The sequence below is a fragment of the Mesorhizobium sp. BHbdii genome, assembly GCF_053848045.1.
Genome location: NZ_JBSPKX010000004.1, coordinates 341563 through 361583, shown reverse-complemented (window position 1 = coordinate 361583; position 20021 = coordinate 341563). Strand labels below are relative to the sequence as shown.

The following is a 20021-nucleotide window of genomic DNA, read 5'->3' as shown; positions in this document are numbered from 1 at the left end:
GCCCGCGTTGGTTTGGGACCGATGCCGACCGAATGCCGGTTTTCCCGGCACGGGTCGTAAGAACGTCGGCCCGCAAATGGAGGTTGCAAGAGTGAGAGAGCCCTTCAGTTTCGGCGCGCCGGAACGACGGCGCTTTGCGATGCAGTTTGGCTACGACGTGCGGCCCAGGTTCTGGCAGCAAATCCGGTCGAACTTGCATCTGCTCATCGCCGCGTTTGGCACAGCAGCGCTGCTTGGCGTGGCCGCGGTGGCGCTATGGCTGGCATTGCCGGCCAACGAGAGACAAGCGGTCGCGAGTCCCGAGCAGATCGTTTCAAGCATTCCAGTAAAAACAACAAGGATCGTGCCGGCCGCGGCCTCGAAAGTCGCCGCGGTGCAGCAGGCTGCGGGCAAGACCGATGCGGTTTCGCCGGTGGTGGTTGCGGCGAAGGCCGAGATACCGGCGCTGGCTCCCAATGATCCTCGCTGGACAGGATCGGGATCCACATCCCGCCAGATGGCAGGCCAGGCTGAACAAACGGCAAAGCCGTCCACTGCGGCGGCATTCGCCGATCCGGCAGCGAAAACCAAAGTGGCAGCATTGCTTGCCAAAGTTGCTGCTCCCAACAAGACGGCGACGGACGGCGCGCCAACCGCCGCCATTCCCAACTCGAAGCCGGGAGAGCCGGCGGCGCCACAGAACGATGGCACCCAGGCCAAAGTCGAGCCCAAGAAAGCGAGCGCGGCAGACACCGGACGCATCCTCAGGGCCGTCACCATGCGCACCGGCCCGAAGAACAATGCGGCCGCTATAGTCACCGTTCCCGCCAAGACCTCTGTTCAGGTGATGGGCTGCAACAAATGGTGCCAGATCGTCTACAACGGCAAACGCGGCTGGATCTACAAGAGCTTTGTCAAGACCGGGGCCTAGGGCTGGTCAGGCGATCCGTCGACGTCGCAGCACGGCTCGGCTGGCTTCTGTAATACAGTCGGCCGCCGCGTCCAGCGAGGGCGATGAACCGTCAAGTCAAACTTGAAACCGACAGGGCCGGACGGCTCAGATGCAACGTCCGCCGTCGACTTCCAGCGCCACGCCAGTGATGAAAGCCGCCTCGTCCGAAGCGAGCCAGAGCGCCGCGTTGGCTATGTCGAGCGGCGTCGAAAGCCGGCCAAGCGGGATCGACGCGCGGAATTTCTCGCGGATTTCGGGTGTGTCGGCGCCCATGAATTTTTCCAGCATGCCGGTCTCGCCGGCGACGGGGCAGAGGCAGTTGACTCGGATGTTCTTCGGCGCGAGTTCCACCGCCATGGACTTGGTCGCGGTGATCGCCCAGCCCTTCGATGCATTGTACCAGGTGAGGCCGGGCCGCGGACTGATGCCGGCCGTCGAGGCCGTGGTCAGGAAAACGCCGCCGCCTTGCCTATCCATGACCGGCACAACCGCCAGAGCGGCGTGGTAAATCGCCTTCATATTGACGGCCGTGATCAGGTCGAAGGTCGTCTCGTCGACCTCGAGCATATCGCCGTTGCGATGGGTGTATCCGGCATTGTTGACCATGATGTCGATGCGGCCGAAGGCGCTCTTTGCGGCATCGACCATCTCGTCGAACTCGGAACGCAACGAGACGTCCGTCTGGGTCCAGATCGCCGCCCGGCCGATCTCGTTGGCGACGCGTTCGGCGCCCTTGGCGTTGAGGTCGGCGACAACGACCTTGGCGCCCTCCTCGGCAAAGCGCTTGGCGATACCCTCGCCGAAACCTGACGCGGCACCGGTAATGATGGCAACTTTGTTTTCCAGGCGCATGACTTTCTCACTCATGATTGAAGACGATCGCTCGGGCAGCCGCCGCGATGGCCGCGGAAAGATCAGTATACACGCTCGATTTCTCCTTTGGCTTTCGCTTCGATCCCGCTCTATGCTGCATCTGCGAAGGCCACCCGGAACACCTCGCCGACAAGCCGCCGGGTTGCGCCAGTGTCAAGGGCAGACCTCAAGGCCAAACCCATTGACCTTGGGATGTGACGTCGTGGCACTGGAAAATCTAAATCGATTAGATTATATCGACCGCGTCACAGCGATCGGCGTTAAAGCGGACAGACCATGACCAGCCAGATCATTCCCGTCGAGCCTTTCGACTTCATCATTTTCGGCGGCACCGGCGATCTGTCGGAACGCAAGCTTTTGCCGTCGCTCTATCATCGCCAGCGCGGCCACCAATTTTCCGAACCGACGCGCATCATCGGCACGTCGCGCTCGAAAATGACCGATGAGGAATTCCAGGCGTTCGCCAGGCAGGCGATTTCCGACCATGTGAAACCGGCCGATATCGATGCCACGGAGCTGAAGACGTTTCTTGCCCGGCTTTCCTATGTCTCGGCCGACGCGACCAATGGCGCGGGCTTCGACAAATTGAAGTCGGCGATCGGCGACAGCGAATGCATCCGCGCTTTCTATCTGGCGGTGGCGCCGGCGCTGTTCGGCGACATCTCGCACAAGCTGAAAGAGAACGGTTTAATCACGCCGAACTCGCGCATCGTGCTGGAGAAGCCGATCGGGCGCGATCTCGCCTCGGCGCGCGAGCTCAACGATCTGGTCGGCGATGATTTCCGTGAAAGCCAGATTTTCCGCATCGACCACTATCTCGGCAAGGAGACGGTGCAGAACCTGATGGCGTTGCGGTTTGCCAACGCGCTCTACGAGCCGCTGTGGAATTCCGCCAATGTCGATCATGTGCAGATCACCGTGGCCGAGACCGTCGGCCTCGAAGATCGCGTCACCTACTACGACAAGGCCGGCGCGCTGCGCGACATGGTGCAGAACCACATGCTGCAGCTCCTCTGCCTCGTCGCCATGGAGGCGCCGTCGTCGATGGATGCCGATGCCGTGCGCGACGAGAAGCTGAAGGTGCTGCGGGCGCTGAAACGCATCAGCGGCAACGAAGCCCCCAAGCACACGGTGCGCGGCCAATATCGTGCCGGGGCCTCGGCCGGCGGGCCGGTGAAAGGCTATGTCGAGGAGCTCGGCAGGAACAGCAACACCGAGACATTCGTTGCGCTAAAGGCCGAAATCGGCAACTGGCGCTGGGCGGGCGTGCCGTTCTACCTCAGGACGGGCAAGCGGCTGGCGACCCGCGTCTCGGAGATCGTCATCGAATTCAGGCCAATTCCGCATTCGATCTTCGGCGAAAGCGCCGGGCCGATCTCCGCCAACCAGCTGGTCATCCGGCTGCAGCCCGACGAAGGCGTTAAGCAGTTCATCATGATCAAGGATCCGGGGCCTGGCGGCATGCGGCTGCGCCAGATTCCGCTCGACATGAGTTTTGCGCAATCCTTCGACGGCCGCGCCCCCGATGCCTATGAACGGCTGATCATGGACGTCATCCGTGGCAACCAGACGCTGTTCATGCGCCGCGACGAGGTCGAGGCGGCGTGGAAGTGGATCGACCCGATCCAGGACGCATGGGAAAGCGCAAGGCAAGAGGCGCAGGGCTATACGGCCGGCACATGGGGCCCCTCGGCCTCGATTGCGCTGATCGAACGCGACGGGCGGACATGGCACGAGAGCAATTGAACGGCGCCGCCTACAGCTGGCACGCGTTTGCCGAACGCCAGGACCTGGCGGCAGCACTTGCCGGCCATGTCGCAGGCCGCCTGACCAATGCAATCGCAGAGCGCGGCACGGCACTGCTCGCCGTTTCCGGCGGCACGACGCCGGCGAAATTTTTCGCATCGCTTTCGAATATCCCGATCGCCTGGAACAAGATCACTGTGACGCTGGTCGACGAGCGTTGTGTGCCGGCCTCGTCTCCGCGCTCCAACGCCGGGCTGGTCGCCGCCAATCTTTTGCAAAACGCGGCCGCAGCCGCACGTTTCGTGCCGCTCTACCACGAGGCAGCAAGCATCGAGGATACGTGGGAGGCCGACAGCAGGATGTTGCGGTCGCTGCCCTGGCCGCTCGATGTGGTCGTGCTTGGCATGGGAACCGATGGCCATACCGCATCGTTCTTTCCGGACGCCGACAATCTGGAAAAATTGCTCGACCCGTCCTCGGAAAGGGTCGTGTTCCCGGTCCACGCGGCAAGCGCCGGCGAACCGCGCCTGACGCTATCGCTGGCGCGGATCGTCAGGGCCGGCTTCGTCGCACTGCACATCGAAGGCGAAGACAAGCGCAACGCATTCGAGAGCGCGATGGGATCGGAAACGCGAAAACCCATTCGTGCCGTGCTCGACGCAGCCGAGAGGCCCGTAGAGGTTTTCTGGGCACCCTGATTTCAACTTACCGAGGGGTCCCGGCAGACAGCCGGACGGTGTCTGCGGGACCTCGCCTGAAAGGACCGACACCATGACCGCGAGACGCGACATCGAAGCCATCACCGAGCGCATCCGCCAACGCTCCAGACCAGGGCGCGAGGCCTATCTCGGCCGTATCGCCGAAGCATCGCACCGCACCGCCAACCGGGCCGTGCTGTCCTGCGGCAACCTCGCCCATGGCTTTGCCGTCTGCAGCCCTTCGGAAAAGGTGGCCCTTGGCGGCGACCGGGTGCCGAACCTCGGCATCATCACCTCCTATAACGACATGCTGTCGGCGCATCAGCCTTTCGAGACATATCCGGCGCTGATCAAGGACGCGGCGCGCGAGGCCGGCGGCATTGCCCAGGTCGCCGGCGGCGTGCCGGCGATGTGCGACGGCGTCACGCAGGGTCAGCCCGGCATGGAGCTGTCGCTGTTCTCGCGCGACGTGATCGCCATGGCCGCGGCGATCGGCCTGTCGCACAACATGTTCGACGCGGCCGTCTATCTCGGCGTTTGCGACAAGATCGTGCCGGGGCTGGTGATCGCGGCGCTGACCTTTGGCCATCTGCCGGCGATGTTCATCCCGGCCGGGCCGATGACGACGGGCCTGCCGAATGACGAGAAGGCCAAGGTCCGCCAGCTCTATGCCGAAGGCAAGGCAGGAAGGGCCGAATTGCTCGAGGCCGAGTCCAAATCCTATCACGGGCCGGGAACCTGCACCTTCTACGGCACGGCGAACTCCAACCAGATGCTGATGGAGATCATGGGCCTGCATACGCCGGGCGCCTCCTTCGTCAACCCCGGCACGCCGTTGCGCGACGCGCTGACCCGCGAGGCGACGAAGCGAGCGCTGGCGATCACCGCGCTAGGCAACGCCTACACGCCGGTCGGCCGGATGATCGACGAGCGCTCGATCGTCAACGGCATCGTCGGCCTGCACGCCACCGGCGGATCGACCAATCACACCATCCATCTGATCGCCATGGCGGCCGCGGCCGGCATCGCCATTACCTGGCAGGATATTTCGGACCTTTCGGAAGCCGTACCGCTGCTGGCGCGGGTCTATCCGAACGGCCTTGCCGACGTGAACCATTTCCATGCGGCCGGCGGGCTCGGCTTCCTGATCCGCGAACTGCTCGACGAAGGCATCCTGCACGAGGACGTCCAGACGGTCTGGGGCGAAGGGCTGCGACCCTATGCGGTCGAAGCCAAGCTCGGCGCCGACGGCGGCGTGGTGCGCGAGGCCTCGCCGCGCGAAAGCGGCGACGCGAAGGTGCTGGCGCCGTTCAGGAAGGCGTTCCAGCCGACGGGCGGATTGAAAATGCTCTCAGGCAATCTCGGCCACGCCGTCATCAAGACATCGGCGGTGAAACCGGAGCGGCGCATCATCGAGGCGCCGGCCAAGGTGTTCGACAGCCAGCAAGGGCTCAACGAAGCGTTCAAGGCCGGCTCACTGACCGGCGATTTCATTGCCGTCATCCGCTTCCAGGGGCCGAAAGCCAACGGCATGCCGGAGCTGCACAAACTGACCACCGTGCTCGGCGTCCTGCAGGATCGTGGTCAGCATGTGGCGCTGGTCACAGACGGACGCATGTCGGGCGCGTCCGGCAAGGTGCCGGCGGCGATCCACGTGACGCCGGAAGCGGTCGAGGACGGGCCGATCGCCAGGATCCATGACGGCGACATCATCAGGCTCGACGCCGACGCCGGGACGCTGGAAGTGCTGGTGCCGGCCGGCGATTTCGCCCTGCGACGGGCGGCGGACAGCGATCTTATCGTCAATGAATTCGGCTTCGGCCGCGAGCTTTTCGCCGGGTTCCGGCAAATGGTCGGCCGCGCCGATCATGGCGCCAGCGCCTTCGGGAACGACGTCGCGGAATTCGCGCTGCAGTGAAAAAAGGGCGGCTCGCGGCCGTCTGACACCGGCTGCCACGCAATTTTGCCTTTTTGGCCACTACCTTTGAGTCATTGTTGACCTGTCTCTCGTGACCGGTCATTCGGAGCGATGCAGCGGGATCGAGCGCTTCTGCGTCTTCCAGAAACGGAAAAGTCCGACGCCAAGCGGAAGCTCGTTCGCCCCGGCCGAATTCACACCCATGACCCACCACGAATGGCCGCTTAGCGCCTTGATCTCGGTCATTAAAGGTAGCGGTGCCACTGCCTTAAAGCGGACACTACCGGCGACCGCGCTGGAGGTCGCAGGTGCGCACGGAGCGAGCGACCGAACTATGCGCAAGACAGGCATATCTTTCGCAGCTAATGTTCCTGCGCTGCAGGGAGACAACGGCCGATGAAGAGCCAAGAAATTCTGGCCAACACCACCCGTCTCGGCCCAGTTCATCTGCGCGTCGTTGACATTCCAGCCGCCTCTTCGATCCCAGGGGACCCGCGCCTGTGGGTGGTGCTCGCAAGCGACTGATGTGACGGCTGTGGGCCTGAACCAGGAGGGACAATGGCAATAAAAGTAATCGGAACGGGCTTTGGCCGGACAGGAACGGATTCGATGCGCGAGGCGCTGACGATCCTTGGCTTCGGTCCCTGTCACCACATGTTCGAAGTCATGGCCAATGACGACCAGAAGCGGCTTTGGCGTTCGCTGGCGAAGGGCGCTGCCCCTGACTGGAACCAGTTGTTTGCGGGCTACGCGTCCTGCATTGACTGGCCCTCGGCACACTATTGGCGCGACCTGATTGAGTTCTATCCCGACGCCCGGGTCATCCTGACATACCGATCCCCGGAAAGCTGGTGGACAAGCTTCGAGAAAACTATCCTAGCAGGCATCAGCCAGAGCACGGATCAGGAATCGCTGGGTCTTGCCCTGATCTCCAGTCAGGTCTTCGGCGGCCGGCCGCACGATCGCGCCAATGCCATCGCCGCCTACGAAGCCAATGTAAGGGCGGTCATTGCGACAGTGCCGTCGGGTCGGCTGCTGGTCCACAATCTGGGCGACGGATGGGAGCCGCTCTGCCTGCATCTTGGCGTATCAGTACCGGACCAGTCCTATCCCAATCGTAACAATACCAAGGACTTTCAGTCCGCTCTTGCACAGAACTAGTCTGACCGTCTGCAACGGGTCACGTCGCGATAAAGTTCGCTACGACGGTCAGAACCGGACTTGGGGGTAGCGTCAACTTTTGACCCGCAGGCGACCGTCGTCCCATCAACTTTCAACGACGGCTTTGCGCCGCATGTCGGTCATTTCGTACTTGAAATTCTCCTCCCAAAAGCAGACATCCTCAATGCGCCAGCCCCAGTGAGCCCCCGTTGCATCCCCGCGTGCGGCGCTTGATCCGGCATCGCGCCGAAACGCACCGTCGAAATCCTACGTGGTTTGATCGCCCACAGCTGGGCTTCGCGCCCCTCCCGTGCCGCCCCCCCCACGACCAGCGTGTGCCGCTGGACCGTATCAGAGCGTCCGCCGCGAACCGCGCCATGCTTTCACATGGATACGACCAAAGGGCGTTCCTGCCCTTGGAACCCTGACGACAGCTCTCGCAATCTTGCACAGGTTAGGGTCAAGTCGAATCGTCGTCATCTTCCTTTGCACCAGAAAAGCCGCCGACCAAGAGCCACTTCCCATCGCCCTCGTTTCTGTAGAGCTGCCCGACGCTCCATCCGATACCCGCACCGTAGTAGATGGTGCAGTCAGCGCACATGTTTGCAGCCGCATCGTGTTCCTTCAGTCGTGTATCAGACATAAACGTTTCACCAGAAAGCGGAATCGAGCAGATGTCACACTCGTTGGGCGGATCGATGTAGTATTTTCCCTGTTTGACAGTGAGGGGATCGACATGATCTTCAAGCTGGCGATCCGCTCGGCTTCCGTCGCAGATACCTGGTCCGATACGGGGGCCGAGCTTGTGAGCTATGATGCGCACTAGCCTTTCATTGCGTTCCAAATAACTTTTGAGTTCGCCGAAAGGCTGTATCGCCGGTACTTGGCGCCATCGGCTATTTTTCATCCGGTAGAATTGACGTTCGCTGCCCTGAGCATCGCACCTAAATGATCCGTAGCCGAGGTTCAAATCCTCCAGTATGTCGATGTCTCTGGCCTCATATCCACCCCAGGTCATCGTCATAACCAGCGTGCCAATGTCGCCTTCGTAGTACTTAGACAAAACGTTTGTGAAGGCGTCGGCGCTTATCGGATTATCATCCAGCGACGATAGCTCTCCGATGTAAATACGACGAAGCTCCCCTTCATTTTGGATCTCCAGAGTATAGGTTGGGACATAAAGCACCCCTGTCTCTTGCGTGACAGTGAAAAACAGCGTCAGCATGCCAGTGGATGGGGAATAGATAGAAACATCCACAGTAGCTTTTGGAAATTCTGCGCGCGCTTCTTCAAGCTGATCCCTGATCATTCCAGTCCAAACCGGATTGTTTGGAAGGCATTCCGAAACATCCTTCAGCAACTGAGTGACTTCGGCTCTATCGGAGAGAATAATTGAACGTTTGAGCCTTTGACCGGATGTGCCTGCCTCACCCGCAATTTCACCGAGAATTGTTTCACCGGTCAAAACGCTGTTCCGCTCGAACGCTCCTCGGCGATGTATCGCCTTAATTGTCCAGCCTTCGCCATCGAGAAGTTTGGTCCGAAATTTTGCCGGATATCCTATTTCAAAATAATCACGATCAATTTTTGGCTTTGCAAAAAGCGCATACTCCAGAAGAGAGCTAAGAAGCTCTTCTCCCTCAAGATCATCCATAAATTCCTCTACTTCCTTGAAGAGTTTCTGGTCAGTTCGGATTATCTCTAGGTACTCTTCGGGCGACTGTAGTTGAGGAACAAAATATATAAGATGGTCCATCCGCTTCATCTTGATGGCTACATCGGCGATCTCCTCCTCGGTCGGCTCCTCTGCTCCTCCGCGTATACCGTTTATTGATCGGGCGGTGGCAAGCACCGATGCCTCGTAGAAGCCTTCGGGGGCTTGCATCTCCACCATTATGTAGTCGTTAATACCTTTGGTTCGGCAACTCGCGTCATAGCTGGCGATCCCTTTCTGGAGCCGCTTTTCACTACGGTAGAGGCTTATCTCGTGCCAGGGTGAGAGAACTCTGCCAGAGCTCAATGCCAAGGGTTCCACTGCCTGCGCCGTGATCGTATTATCCGGCTCAGCCAAAATTATCTTTACGCCATTCGCCGAAATCGACGTGTCCTGGACAAATCGGGAAAATGGAACAAGCAGTTCTTTCCACTCTGTGGAAACTATAATGGCGCGTATTTCGTCGTCGCGCGCGCCAAGGTGTCCTTTGACCGCTTCGACATATTTATAAATTTCATGAATGGCCTCACGAGAAGCGGCATCGCTTCTCTTAAGCTCGATGAGAACCCATCTCCCTCGCTTGTCTCGTGCCAGAATGTCTATGAAGCTTCGCGTTCCAATCGTGCTTGGCACGAACTGTTCGATTTTGAGGAGGGTCAAACCATCCTCTAGGACTTCTAACTGGCTGGCGAGTAGATCGCGGAGGGGGGCTTCAAACACGTGTTGGTCTCATTGAGTCAGATAGCTGGGACAGGAGGTAATTCCACGATAGCCCAACCCTTGATCTCCTGAAGGGCTTGGCGCTGCACATCGGAGATGCGGTCTTTGTGCACAGCCAAGCAAACCAAGTGTCGTGCGCGGCTGGTCGCGACATAAAGCTTTTTCATGAAACTGGCGCGGATGGACGGGTTGGTTTTCGGATGCTCAGGATCAAACACTGGCCTTTCGAGGTCGCTATCAATCAGAAAGGAAAGCATCTCTTGCACATCATAAAGCGTTCCGAACTTCGTCTCTAAAACTAGTGTTGCGTCATGCGTCTCCCCTTTGACGCCATGTATGGTCGAAACCTCCATCAAGATTCCGTTTGGGCTGGAGAAGACATTGCCGGGGAGTACAGCTTCGCCATCAAGGTCAGCTGGGAGTTCTGAGAACACCATAAACGGCACAACATCGCCCGTTCCGATGTTTACGTCGCAAACCTCCCCCAACTGATTGGCGATATTCGCCCAGTGTTCCGCGGCAAGGTCTTCCATCATTACCATTTCGGCCATTAGCCGGTTGAAGCGAACGGTCGTGCCCTTTTCGGATAGGTATCGTCCAAGATTGGAGAGTGTTACCGGCCCGTCTTTTCCATTGCGGCCAACGTACGTCTTTCCCGCAAGCCGAAGCAATTCGACGACGCATTGTCTAAGCAGGTGAGTGTGCGCCTGGACGGAGCCACTCGCCAGCTCTGTGCATCGTCTTGCTGCGGCACAAAATGTCGAGGGCAACACAGTTCGCTGAGATTGCGCGCGATCAAATGCCGGCCAATAGGTCTGAATGTTAAGCGGGTTGGCGGCGCCCTCATTGTCCGCCCGCCCGCCTACCACTTTGATCGTCTGCCGATTTGAAGCCGGGAGTGCCTCGACAATCTCCGCAAACTTCGGCAGCACTTCGCCGATTGTTTCGTCGTCGAATACGATAATCGAGCAGGCCGGCGCATTTTCCAAATCCGCCCTCGAGCCAATCAGGTTTATGCGCCTGGTACTTAAGCCGCGAACCTTCGCGGCGATTGAGTTGGTGAATCTGCTACTGTCGGGGATAGGCTGCAGCTGGACGGCAGCGCCATTGAAACTTTCACTTGGTTTGTCACCCATACCATCGAAAATTGCCTGATCGGGATCGCCAACCTTTTGAAACTTGATGCCGGCATCATTGGGAAAAATACGGCTTAGAAACTCGTCTTGATATCTTGACGTGTCCTGCATTTCGTCGACGAGTACGATAGGAAAGCGGTGCCGTATCGCCTCCGCTACAGCCGGATTCGACACCAACAATTGGTCAGCAATCGCGTACATTTCGGAATAGAATAGAAAGCCATTCTTGATTGCTGCGTTTTTCGCAGCCTTCATGCTCTTATAGGAATCCGTTTGTTCTCCCGGATTGCCCGGAATGTCGAGCTTGAGGGCACCATTTTCGAATCTATACCGAAGATCTGAAATCTTCCGTTGCTGACTCATGGCGAGGAATGTACGGGCCGGCGGAGATAGGCGACGCTCTAGAAAATTCGCAGTTGCCGCATCGTCAATCCGCCTCACAGCAATTCCTGTGGAGCGGCATGCAGGCAGCGCCAGGAAGGTGTTCGTAAAATCCTGAATAGTCCCAATGAAGTGAGGATAAGAAAGGAGGGCTCGGCCGGCCGGGTCAGTGCCAATTCGCTCCAAAATCTCATTCTTGGCGATGTTCGTGTGGGTAAGCACGCAGATGCCTTGATGTAGCGCGGACCACTTCTCTGCGAGCAGAATCAGCTTAAGCCCTATGACTGTTGTCTTTCCCGCCCCAGGGCACGCGTGGACGTTTTGGTACTCCTTAATCGCGCTGCGCCGCGCTTCGTCTAGGACAAGCGCATCCTGCCCAACACCATGGTTGAGTCCCGCAAGCAAGGCTTCAATCGCCGCATCATCAAGCTGCGGCAGCATCTGGCCCAGCCTCCTGCGAGGGTGGCTTGAGAGCAACGCCCGTCACATGCTCCAAAGCGTTTATGATATAGCCGGGCAACTTGGATCGTAGCTCGTCTCGTCGAGCGAGAGTCGCGGCAGCGTCTGCGTTTCGGCGTGCCTCGGCTTGTGCCTCGTCTTCGCCTTCGGGAGATGGCGTGACGACTGAGCCGAAGCGGTTTGTCAGCAATGCGGAGAGTTTGTAGGCTACTTCGGTTTTGCCGCCACTGGACTCCGCAATGTCTTTGAAAATCGCGATTGCTCGCAACTCATCGTCGTTGTTTGGCAGGCCATCGTAGCCTTCGATATCTCCCTTCAGGGCTTCGTACACTTCTGCAGAAAGACCCGCGCGAATAAGCGAATATTCAAAAGTCCAGTGGTCGGAAAGTTCGACCCTTACATTCTGGCCCGCCGAACTCTTTCGAGTTGCGATCCATTGGGTTCTGCCACCCGGATTATCTGCGTAATGAGACTCCCAATAGGCCTGATTGCGAGGTACTGCTTTCTTGAAACCGTAGATATTTCCCTCAGCAATCTTCGCGCGTTCCGGTCTTAGGTCGAGATCGCGTACGCAGGCGACGCGTGTGCTAAGCCACTCTGCCTGCAGCGCATCCTTCCCCCTGCGTTGAAAAATTCTTGCAAAGTGCCCAAAGGCCAGACTTCCGACGTTGACAACCGACACGCCGTAATCCTCAAAGGCGACACCCAAAAGCTCGGCTATGCTGGGAAGCAGAATGTTCTCGCCGTCGCCTTCAACCAATAGGACGCCTTTCGCGAAAAACAGATTGGACTTTGTTACGTCTAGGAATTTTTCGAGAAAAACGTAGTTGCCCGACTCCAGATTTGTCTCGCTTGGCCGCAGCGAAAACGCTTTCGCGCCCGACATGATTATGACGTTGTCCAACGGAGCTTTAGACGCCAGATTAGGGCTATGTGTCGTGAGAATGCTTTGAAGCGATGAGTTGCGACCGCTGAAACCTTCGCGCAGAGCCTTTAGAAATTTCATTTGAAGCTGGGGATGGAGATGCGCTTCAGGCTCCTCAATTAGCAGGAGCGGGAAGTCATGCTGCTCCTGTTCGAGGAGTAGCAACTCGGTCGCCATAAAAAGCAGATTGCTGTACCCTAAACCTTGATAGCGCTCTTGAGCGTCGATCAAGAGCTGCAGCCGCTCTAATGTCGCGCGGAACATTTGCCTGCGCTCAATCCCGGTAAGCTCTGCGAGGTCGGTCCCTCCCATTATGCTGATAAGCGGGTTCAAAGCGTTCGATTTGAAGTCCAGGTCCCGCAGTTGCGCCTGGACGCGTCCTTTCGCAGACTGAACGCCGTCATTTCCCATGATTGATTGGTTGGCTGTAACAATGGCGGCGAGAAGCTGCGTGATCGTTGGCTCGTTGAATTGTTCAGAAGATTCCAGAATTTGGGCGAGGCGCGAGCCCCTTCCTCCCATAAGTTCGGCCTCTGCATCCCGAAGCGGCCTTAGATAAGTACTCGCGAGAAACTCTCGTGCCTCCCGTTCAATCGCAGGCCCATCGGCGTTTGCACCTGAGCGTATCTCTGTTCGGATTTGACGCGTTCCCCGAACCGTATGCGAGGTCTGCTCAGCTAGTAGGTTTAGATAAAGGACGGACGTTCGACCTTGGCCCTCGGCGTTTTTTTCGTGCGTCAGATGCTCTACAAACGCGCCCGCTTGTCTGGTGTTGATATCTTCGAATTTGAGCTGGATAGAGAAGGCGGTCGTTCCTTTGCGGAAGTCGCGATCTTGAATCCGTATCCATTCTCCGGAGTTGACCGACAGCGCGTAACGCAGTGCATCGACCAAGGCGGTCTTGCCACTGTTGTTCTCACCAACGATGACGTTAATTCCGCTGTTCAGACGAACTGTGAACTCCTGAAACAGCCTGAAGTTCTTTATCGTTACATTGGATAAAAACATAGCTCCCCCTTTTGGGGGGAGACTACTCGTCACATTTGCATCGCGCCACGAAATTTCGCGTTGATCGGCCGCTTTCGCGAATTCTAGAAACTTATACAACGGCTTCGCCCCTGCTCAGACAATGGCGCGGCTCCCGAGGCTTCGCGCTTCGCTTGTGCGCCCGCAGCGCTGATCCTTGCCCGCGCCCCTGTTCTCGTCGAAGGGCAACGATTCGGCGGGAGCTGAACTCTGACTACAACAAGATCACTGGCGCGATTCCGAGCACCTGAGGGCGCGGTAAATGGCGCTACGTTGGGTGCGGCGGCGGGCATTTACGTTACGGGGTTGAACGGCAGCTATCCCTTTTTCCAATCCCCGAAAGCCGACTGTCTGGAGTCGGCCGTTGATCGGTAGTGTCTTGCGACGTTTCTCTATCGGCCAATCAAGGCCGAGGAGAACTCACATGGGCCATTCTCAATTCGATTGTGCTAGTAGCGAGCGCGCAGCTTGGAATGCCGGAAAGAAGGTCGGCACCAAGCGTCCGTTCACCCAGAAGCAGATCTGGGCGATTCGCTTCTTCCTCGATCGCGAAAGACGCGTACGGGACCGAGCATTGTTCGATCTTGCAATCGACAGCAAGCTTCGCGGCTGCGACCTGGTCAAGATCAGGATCCGCGACGTGGTCGACGGACCAGAGATCAGGAATCGGGCGATCGTCGTTCAGCAGAAGACCGGTCGTCCCGTCCAATTCGAGATCACGAGCGATGTGAGAGCAAGCCTTCTCACTTGGCTCGAACGGCGTGGCGGGACGGTCGAGGACTATGCCTTCCCGAGCCGGATCGATCAGAGGAACCACATGAGCACGAGGCAGTATGCCCGCCTCGTTGACGAGTGGGTGACCGCCATTGGTCTACGTTCGGAGGAATATGGAACACACTCGCTCCGACGCACGAAGGCGTCGATGATTTACAAGGCTACAGGAAACATCCGCGCCATCCAGATCTTGTTGGTCACTCCAAGATCGACAACACGGTGCGCTATCTCGGCATCGACATGGAGGACGCGCTCCTCCTGGCTGAGCGAACCGAGATCTGAGGTTGAGCGGCCATCCGATGCAGCGTGGATGGCCGCTTTTGGCACGCGGAATGCCAGGTTGCTCCAGCCATCGTGGGGTGGAAAGCGGAGGGGGAGCAGACAAGTTCAGCTTGGTCTGCGTGACGTTTAAAATAGCCGAAAGGAACAGAGAGAAACAGAACGATTTATGACTTATATCTCCCCCGAGCATATCGATGGGAGGCGGGATGGGATTACGTGCGGGTATTCGGCAGTTTGCCATGCGGCGCGTGCTTCGTATGGCGTTGGTGAAACGAAGCGGACCGACAATACCGACCTCTGGTGACGAGGCTCGGAAGAACGACATCTATCTGGTCTATTTGCTCGACAGCGCGGGCGTGGCAAGGTTCCTCGTCTACGACCTCGTGGATGATCAGGTGCAGGGGAAGTGGTCGCTCGACGGCCAGAATTTCACTGAAGAACGATCCCTCGACATTAGCGAACTGGCCGACTTCCAGCCATGGATCCAGCACTACTATCGAGGCTGGACCTTCTACACGATCGGGCTCCCGAAGTTCCTCCGCTACCGATGGAGCCGCTGGCCTTGGATCCAGGTGACATACGACCGATACCTGCAGTCGCGCTTCAATAAGCGGGAGCTGCCTCGTCAGGATCGGATGAAGGTGCTGCGCTACATCCTATCAGAGACCGTCAAAGATCGGGCCTTCCAGACGCATCCGACCAGCTTGCTGACCCACTTCTATACGGTCCGCTGGGTTCATCGGCCTGATAAAGAAGAGCTGATGACCTACTATACGCTCCTCCTAGACTCGATGAAGGAGGTGCAAGATCTCGAAGAGACGCAGCATCATGGTTACAAGCTCAAGCCGCAGGCGCTGAACACGATCACCAGCTTCGACCTCGAAGAACAGCGTCACACCGACAACAAAAATACGCAGAACCGTATCTTCTGGCTGACGGCAGTTCTGATCGTCGTGGGGATCGTGCAATCCGGGGCGGCGGCTTACGATGCGTGGTGGAAGTCGCCGGAGACATTCACAGGGACCATCGGCGACCAAGCAATCGATATGATCCAGAAGTGAGCGGGGAGAACATACAGGTGCGTGATGCGGCGGAACCAGAATGGCGGCTTGCCGCCGGGTGCTCCCAAAACCGGACGTTCTGCTGTCGGCCCACTCCGGTCATTCGACAGACATAACGGGGATGCCCGTTCCTGTGAATACCTGCTCGTTCCGATCGACGGGACGAATGGCCACCCATTTCGGACGTTCAGCCGACTGGTTCGCGTCGACGCTGCCTGCGAGGTAGAAATGCGAATGCCGGTCCGATCTGTACGACCACAGCGCCGGCCGCAATCCAAGGCCAAGCTCGGCATTGTGGGGCGTATGCTTATCTAACGATCAGTCGATCGCCTCGATACCTTGCGCCTTCAAGGCCGTTTCCGTCGCGAGCAATCGACACTGGCATCGAACTGCCTCCTACTGCACCGTCAGTTCGGTCCGCCCGCCGGCCGTGACCGTCACTGCGCCCTCCTTCGAACTGTTGTCCGACTTCTCCGAGACGACCACGTAGTCGCCGGCCGGCAGCGCCGCCTGATACTGCTCGTCGTAGGCGTAGCCGAGCGATTTGCGGTTGCCGTTAATGTCCTTCTTCGCCTCGAAAATCTCGATCTTCGAGGCCCCTGGCGCGGTGATCGCCAGCACGCCGGCATTGATGGCGATCTTCAGATCCTGATGCTCACCGGCCTTTACGCTGAACGGCTGCTCGACGACGGCAAGGTCGACCGTCGCCGTCAGCACATAGTCGTCGGGCGGCAGATCGAACTTGCTGTCGGGACCATAGGCATGAGCCACCTCTTGCCTCGTCCCGTCGATCTTCTTTCTTGCCTTGAACACCTTGAAGCCGATGCCCGAAGCGTCGGCCTTGTCGCCGCCAGCAATGTAGTAGGCGTTGGCAACGACATGGCCGACGCCGACGATGATATCCTTGTCGACGATGCTGCCGGCAGTGAGCGGGATGGTTTCGGTGATTTCGCCCTGCCCGATCCTGACCGTCACTTTCTGGTCGCCGGCCGGCAACACGACCTTCGTGTCGCCATAATAGGTCGCGGGCGTATCGACGCCCGGATAGGCGATCACGACAGCCGCACCATCGGCGACGTCCGCCCCCTCACTTGGCCGTGGATGAATGATGAGCGTGCCGGCATTCAGCGTGACAAGGGGCTTGTAGACCTGGCCCGCCTCGAGCGTGATCTTCTGTTCGGTCCTGGCCTCGCCATAGCGTGCGACGACTAGGTAGCCGCCCGGCTCCAGATTGCCTTTGTAGGCTCCGTATTCGGTGGTGACGTAATCGCCGCGGGTGCCGTCGGAGCTCGCCTTGTAGATCTCCCAGGAATTGCCGTCGGTGACGGGATCGCCGCCCTCGGCGAGCACCACGGCCGGCATGAAGTTGAACTCCGGCTTTTCCGGCTCGGGGGCCGGCTGCGGCGCAGGCGCTGGTTCGGGCGCCGGTGCAGGTGCGGCGGCGATGGCTTCGACCAGCGCGTCCTGTAGGGCTTGCTCGTCGGACGCCTGGATGTATTTGCCGCCGGTGTTGTCGGCGAGGCAAGCGACGTGCTTGCCCTCGTCCGCGGTCAGGCCGAAGCCGACGACGTTTACGGTGAAATCGACACCGGCAGCCCTCAGTTCCTTGCCGAGCGCGCAAGGGTCACCTTTGCAGGTCTCGAGCCCATCGGTGATCAGGATGACGGTGGCCTTGTCCTCGGTGTATTTCAGCGCCTCGGCGGCCTGCTTGACGGCTGATGTCAGCGGCGTCCTGCCGATGAATTTCAGGCTGTCGGCGGCAGCGGAAACAGCAGCTGCCGAGCCGGCCTGCGGCGGCACGATGAGCTCGATGTCCTCGCAACTGCCCTTCTCGCGATGGCCATAGGCCATGAAGCCGATTTCCCTATCGGCGAGGACAGATTGCAGCACCGTTCGCAGCGATTCCCGGGCGATTTCGAGCTTGGGCTTGCCGTCGATCTGCGCCCACATCGAGCCGGAAGCGTCGAGAACGATGACGACACGGTCGGCGGCAAGGCCGAGCGTCGTCATCCCCAACAGGAGGGCGGCCGCAGCGACGCCCCGCGCAAGTCCCGCCATGAAATTCTCCCCCAGTCAGTGGCCGCCAGTCCGGGGAAGCTATTTGACGCCGCGTCGGGACACAAGCCCGGGCGCCGGGCGTGGGAGGGTCGGCCACGAACCTGAGCTAGACCAAGTCAATATGTCGTGCGCCGCTCCTCGGAAGGCGGCCGGCCGAATTGCAGCCGATAGCTCTGGGCAAAATAGGAGTGTGAGGTGAAGCCGGTGGCGATCGCCACGTCGAGGATCGGCATGTTGGTCTGGCGCAGCAATTCGCGCGCCCGCTCGAGCCTGAGCCGCATGTAATAGCGGCCGGGCGTCACCGTGAGGTGTCGCAGGAACAGCCGCTCGACCTGACGCACCGACAGGCCGGCCGATTTGGCGAGCTGCACCGCCGACAGCGGCTCGTCGAGATGGTCGGCCATCAGCTCGACGATGCGCCGCAGCTTTTCTGATTTGCCGGTCAGGTCGCGCTCAGGGCCGACGCGCTGGCGGTCTCCGGCGGAGCGGATGCGCTCGTGCTGGAACTGGTTGGCGACGCCGTTGGCGAGGCTCGAGCCGAAATCGCCGCGCACGATCTCCAGCATCAGGTCGATGGAGGTGGTACCGCCGGCGCAGGTGTAGCGCTTGCGGTCGATCTCGAAGACATTGCCGGTGCAGTTGATGTCGGGAAATCGCTCGACGAAGCCGGCGCGGTTTTCCCAGTGGATGGTGCAGCGATAGCCTTCGAGCTGGCCTGCCTCGGCGAGCAGATAGGAGCCGACCGACAGTGCGCCGAGCGCGTTGCCGCGCCGGCCCCAGCTGCGCAGCGCCGCCAGCACCTTGCTCTTGCCGGGAAACTCGGTCGTCAGCCCGACCGAGACGAAAAGGATATCGACCGGCGGCAGATCGGCGACGGCATAGTCGATCTTGAGCGGCAGGCCGTTGGACGCCATGACGGCATCGCCGTCGGCCGACACCGTCGTCCAGCCATAGAAGTCGTGGCCGAGCAGCCGGTTCGCCGACCGGAACGTGTCGATTGCGGCGGCCAGCGAGAACATGGAAAACTTGTCGACCAGCAGGAACCCGAACTGCCGGCCGCCTTGAACAAGATCGTTCGCGACCGGCCGCTCTAGAGCGGGATGCATTTGGGTCGAGTGGGGCATCCCGCTCTATCTCTTTATTTCAGCCGCATTTATGCAACGCCAAGTGATCCCACTTGGCTGCAAAATGCTCGGGGAACAGTGAGGTTCGGCAAAGCTGCGGCTTTCCAGGTTCAGAAAGACGGCCGTTTCAATCCGGCCGCGAGATAGGCAGAAGCTAGCGTGTTGGCCATCAGCATGGCAATGGTCATCGGTCCGACGCCGCCAGGCACCGGCGTGATGGCGCCGGCCATCGTCGCCGCTTCCGCATAGGCGACGTCCCCGACGAGGCGGGTCTTGCCTTCGCCCTTTTCGGGCGCCGCGATGCGGTTGATGCCGACGTCGATGACAGTGGCACCTGATTTGACCCAGTCGCCCCTGATCATTTCAGGTCTGCCGACAGCGGCAACGAGAATGTCGGCGGTGCGCGCCAGTGCAGCCAAGTCCTTGGTGCGGCTGTGCGCAATGGTGACGGTGCAGTTGGCGGCAAGCAGAAGATTGGCCATCGGTTTGCCGACAATATTGGAGCGGCCGACGACCACCGCATTGAGCCCGGAAAGATCCTTGCCGCGCACACGCTCGATCAGCAGCATCGAGCCGGCCGGGGTACAAGGCACGAACGCCGTCTCCAGTTCGCCGGTGCCGAGCTTGCCGACATTGATGAAGTGGAAGCCGTCGACATCCTTTTGCGGCGCGATGGTCTGGATCACCTTGCCCGCGTCGATATGGCCAGGCAGCGGAAGCTGCACCAGGATGCCGTTGATGCCGGGATCGGCGTTGAGTTCGCCAATGATATCAAGCAGTTCCTGTTCGGAGATCTCGGCCGGCAGCGTGTGCTGGACCGAATGAAAGCCGCATTCCTTGGCGATGCGGGATTTGGAGGCGACGTAAACCTGGCTCGCCGGATCCTCGCCGACGATGACCACTGCGAGACCGGGCTTCTGCGCGCCCTTTTCCATCAGTTCGATCGCCAAGGCCTTGACGCGCCGCACCACGTCTTCGGCGACATTCTTTCCGTCAATCAACTCGGCCATGAACACCCTCAACATCGTTCTACT

15 protein-coding genes and 1 pseudogene are annotated in these 20021 nt (G+C 59.5%); 8 read left to right on the top strand and 8 right to left on the bottom strand.

What is annotated here, in order from left to right; translation table 11 throughout:
* Positions 1-91 precede the first annotated feature (91 nt).
* Positions 92-910 carry an SH3 domain-containing protein gene (locus ACWTU8_RS22380; RefSeq protein ID WP_455849873.1) on the top strand — a complete coding sequence of 273 codons (819 nt, stop codon included), beginning with the start codon at positions 92-94 and terminating at the stop codon, positions 908-910.
* A 126-nt stretch (positions 911-1036) separates the two neighbouring features.
* Here ACWTU8_RS22380 and ACWTU8_RS22375 read toward each other — a convergent pair whose 3' ends face one another.
* Positions 1037-1783: an SDR family oxidoreductase gene (locus ACWTU8_RS22375; RefSeq protein WP_455850025.1), complete on the bottom strand. Its 747-nt coding sequence runs from the start codon at positions 1781-1783 to the stop codon at positions 1037-1039.
* A gap of 297 nt (positions 1784-2080) precedes the next feature.
* Here ACWTU8_RS22375 and zwf point away from each other — a divergent pair, with 297 nt between their 5' ends.
* The 3 genes from zwf to edd all read left to right on the top strand — a co-directional run bounded on the left by zwf (position 2081) and on the right by edd (position 6166).
* Positions 2081-3550, top strand: coding sequence for a glucose-6-phosphate dehydrogenase (gene zwf / locus ACWTU8_RS22370; RefSeq protein WP_455849872.1), 1470 nt, complete (start codon positions 2081-2083; stop codon positions 3548-3550).
* Positions 3532-4248, top strand: a complete 717-nt coding sequence (gene pgl, locus ACWTU8_RS22365) for a 6-phosphogluconolactonase (protein ID WP_455849871.1) — start codon at positions 3532-3534, stop codon at positions 4246-4248. The genes zwf and pgl overlap by 19 nt, the downstream gene beginning before the upstream one ends.
* Positions 4249-4321: 73 nt before the next feature.
* Complete coding sequence (gene edd, locus ACWTU8_RS22360; protein WP_455849870.1) at positions 4322-6166, top strand: phosphogluconate dehydratase; 1845 nt, start codon at positions 4322-4324, stop codon at positions 6164-6166.
* A 99-nt stretch (positions 6167-6265) separates the two neighbouring features.
* On the opposite strand, the gene ACWTU8_RS22355 is transcribed toward edd, so the two are convergent.
* Positions 6266-6412, bottom strand: coding sequence for a hypothetical protein (locus ACWTU8_RS22355; RefSeq protein WP_455849869.1), 147 nt, complete (start codon positions 6410-6412; stop codon positions 6266-6268).
* A gap of 150 nt (positions 6413-6562) precedes the next feature.
* On the opposite strand from ACWTU8_RS22355, the gene ACWTU8_RS22350 reads away from it, so the two are divergent.
* Together ACWTU8_RS22350 and ACWTU8_RS22345 are read left to right on the top strand one after the other, a co-directional pair.
* A complete protein-coding gene (locus ACWTU8_RS22350; protein ID WP_455849868.1) occupies positions 6563-6691 on the top strand; it encodes a hypothetical protein in 129 nt (42 codons plus the stop codon).
* A 33-nt stretch (positions 6692-6724) separates the two neighbouring features.
* A complete protein-coding gene (locus ACWTU8_RS22345) occupies positions 6725-7327 on the top strand; it encodes a sulfotransferase family protein (RefSeq protein ID WP_455849867.1) in 603 nt (200 codons plus the stop codon).
* 460 nt (positions 7328-7787) lie between these two features.
* On the opposite strand, the gene ACWTU8_RS22340 is transcribed toward ACWTU8_RS22345, so the two are convergent.
* The 3 genes from ACWTU8_RS22340 to ACWTU8_RS22330 are packed head-to-tail and all read right to left on the bottom strand — an operon-like array spanning position 7788 to position 13769.
* Positions 7788-9761, bottom strand: coding sequence for an endonuclease NucS domain-containing protein (locus ACWTU8_RS22340; protein ID WP_455849866.1), 1974 nt, complete (start codon positions 9759-9761; stop codon positions 7788-7790).
* A 17-nt stretch (positions 9762-9778) separates the two neighbouring features.
* Positions 9779-11719 carry a UvrD-helicase domain-containing protein gene (locus ACWTU8_RS22335; RefSeq protein WP_455849865.1) on the bottom strand — a complete coding sequence of 647 codons (1941 nt, stop codon included), beginning with the start codon at positions 11717-11719 and terminating at the stop codon, positions 9779-9781.
* Positions 11703-13769 (bottom strand): ATP-dependent nuclease, encoded by a 2067-nt coding sequence (locus tag ACWTU8_RS22330; RefSeq protein WP_455849864.1) that lies wholly within the window; start codon positions 13767-13769, stop codon positions 11703-11705. Before ACWTU8_RS22330 ends, ACWTU8_RS22335 begins: the two co-directional genes overlap by 17 nt.
* A gap of 343 nt (positions 13770-14112) precedes the next feature.
* Here ACWTU8_RS22330 and ACWTU8_RS22325 point away from each other — a divergent pair.
* Positions 14113-14744: pseudogene (locus ACWTU8_RS22325) on the top strand (tyrosine-type recombinase/integrase).
* Between the two features lie 206 nt (positions 14745-14950).
* A complete protein-coding gene (locus tag ACWTU8_RS22320; RefSeq protein ID WP_455849863.1) occupies positions 14951-15805 on the top strand; it encodes a hypothetical protein in 855 nt (284 codons plus the stop codon).
* A 396-nt stretch (positions 15806-16201) separates the two neighbouring features.
* On the opposite strand, the gene ACWTU8_RS22315 is transcribed toward ACWTU8_RS22320, so the two are convergent.
* From ACWTU8_RS22315 to folD, 3 genes are all read right to left on the bottom strand, one after another.
* The gene (locus ACWTU8_RS22315; protein ID WP_455849862.1) at positions 16202-17863 is read right to left on the bottom strand and encodes a vWA domain-containing protein; all 1662 of its coding nucleotides are present in this window, start codon (positions 17861-17863) and stop codon (positions 16202-16204) included.
* 116 nt (positions 17864-17979) lie between these two features.
* Positions 17980-18987: a GlxA family transcriptional regulator gene (locus ACWTU8_RS22310; protein WP_029348464.1), complete on the bottom strand. Its 1008-nt coding sequence runs from the start codon at positions 18985-18987 to the stop codon at positions 17980-17982.
* A gap of 110 nt (positions 18988-19097) precedes the next feature.
* A complete protein-coding gene (folD, locus tag ACWTU8_RS22305) occupies positions 19098-19997 on the bottom strand; it encodes a bifunctional methylenetetrahydrofolate dehydrogenase/methenyltetrahydrofolate cyclohydrolase FolD (protein WP_455849861.1) in 900 nt (299 codons plus the stop codon).
* Positions 19998-20021 lie beyond the last annotated feature (24 nt).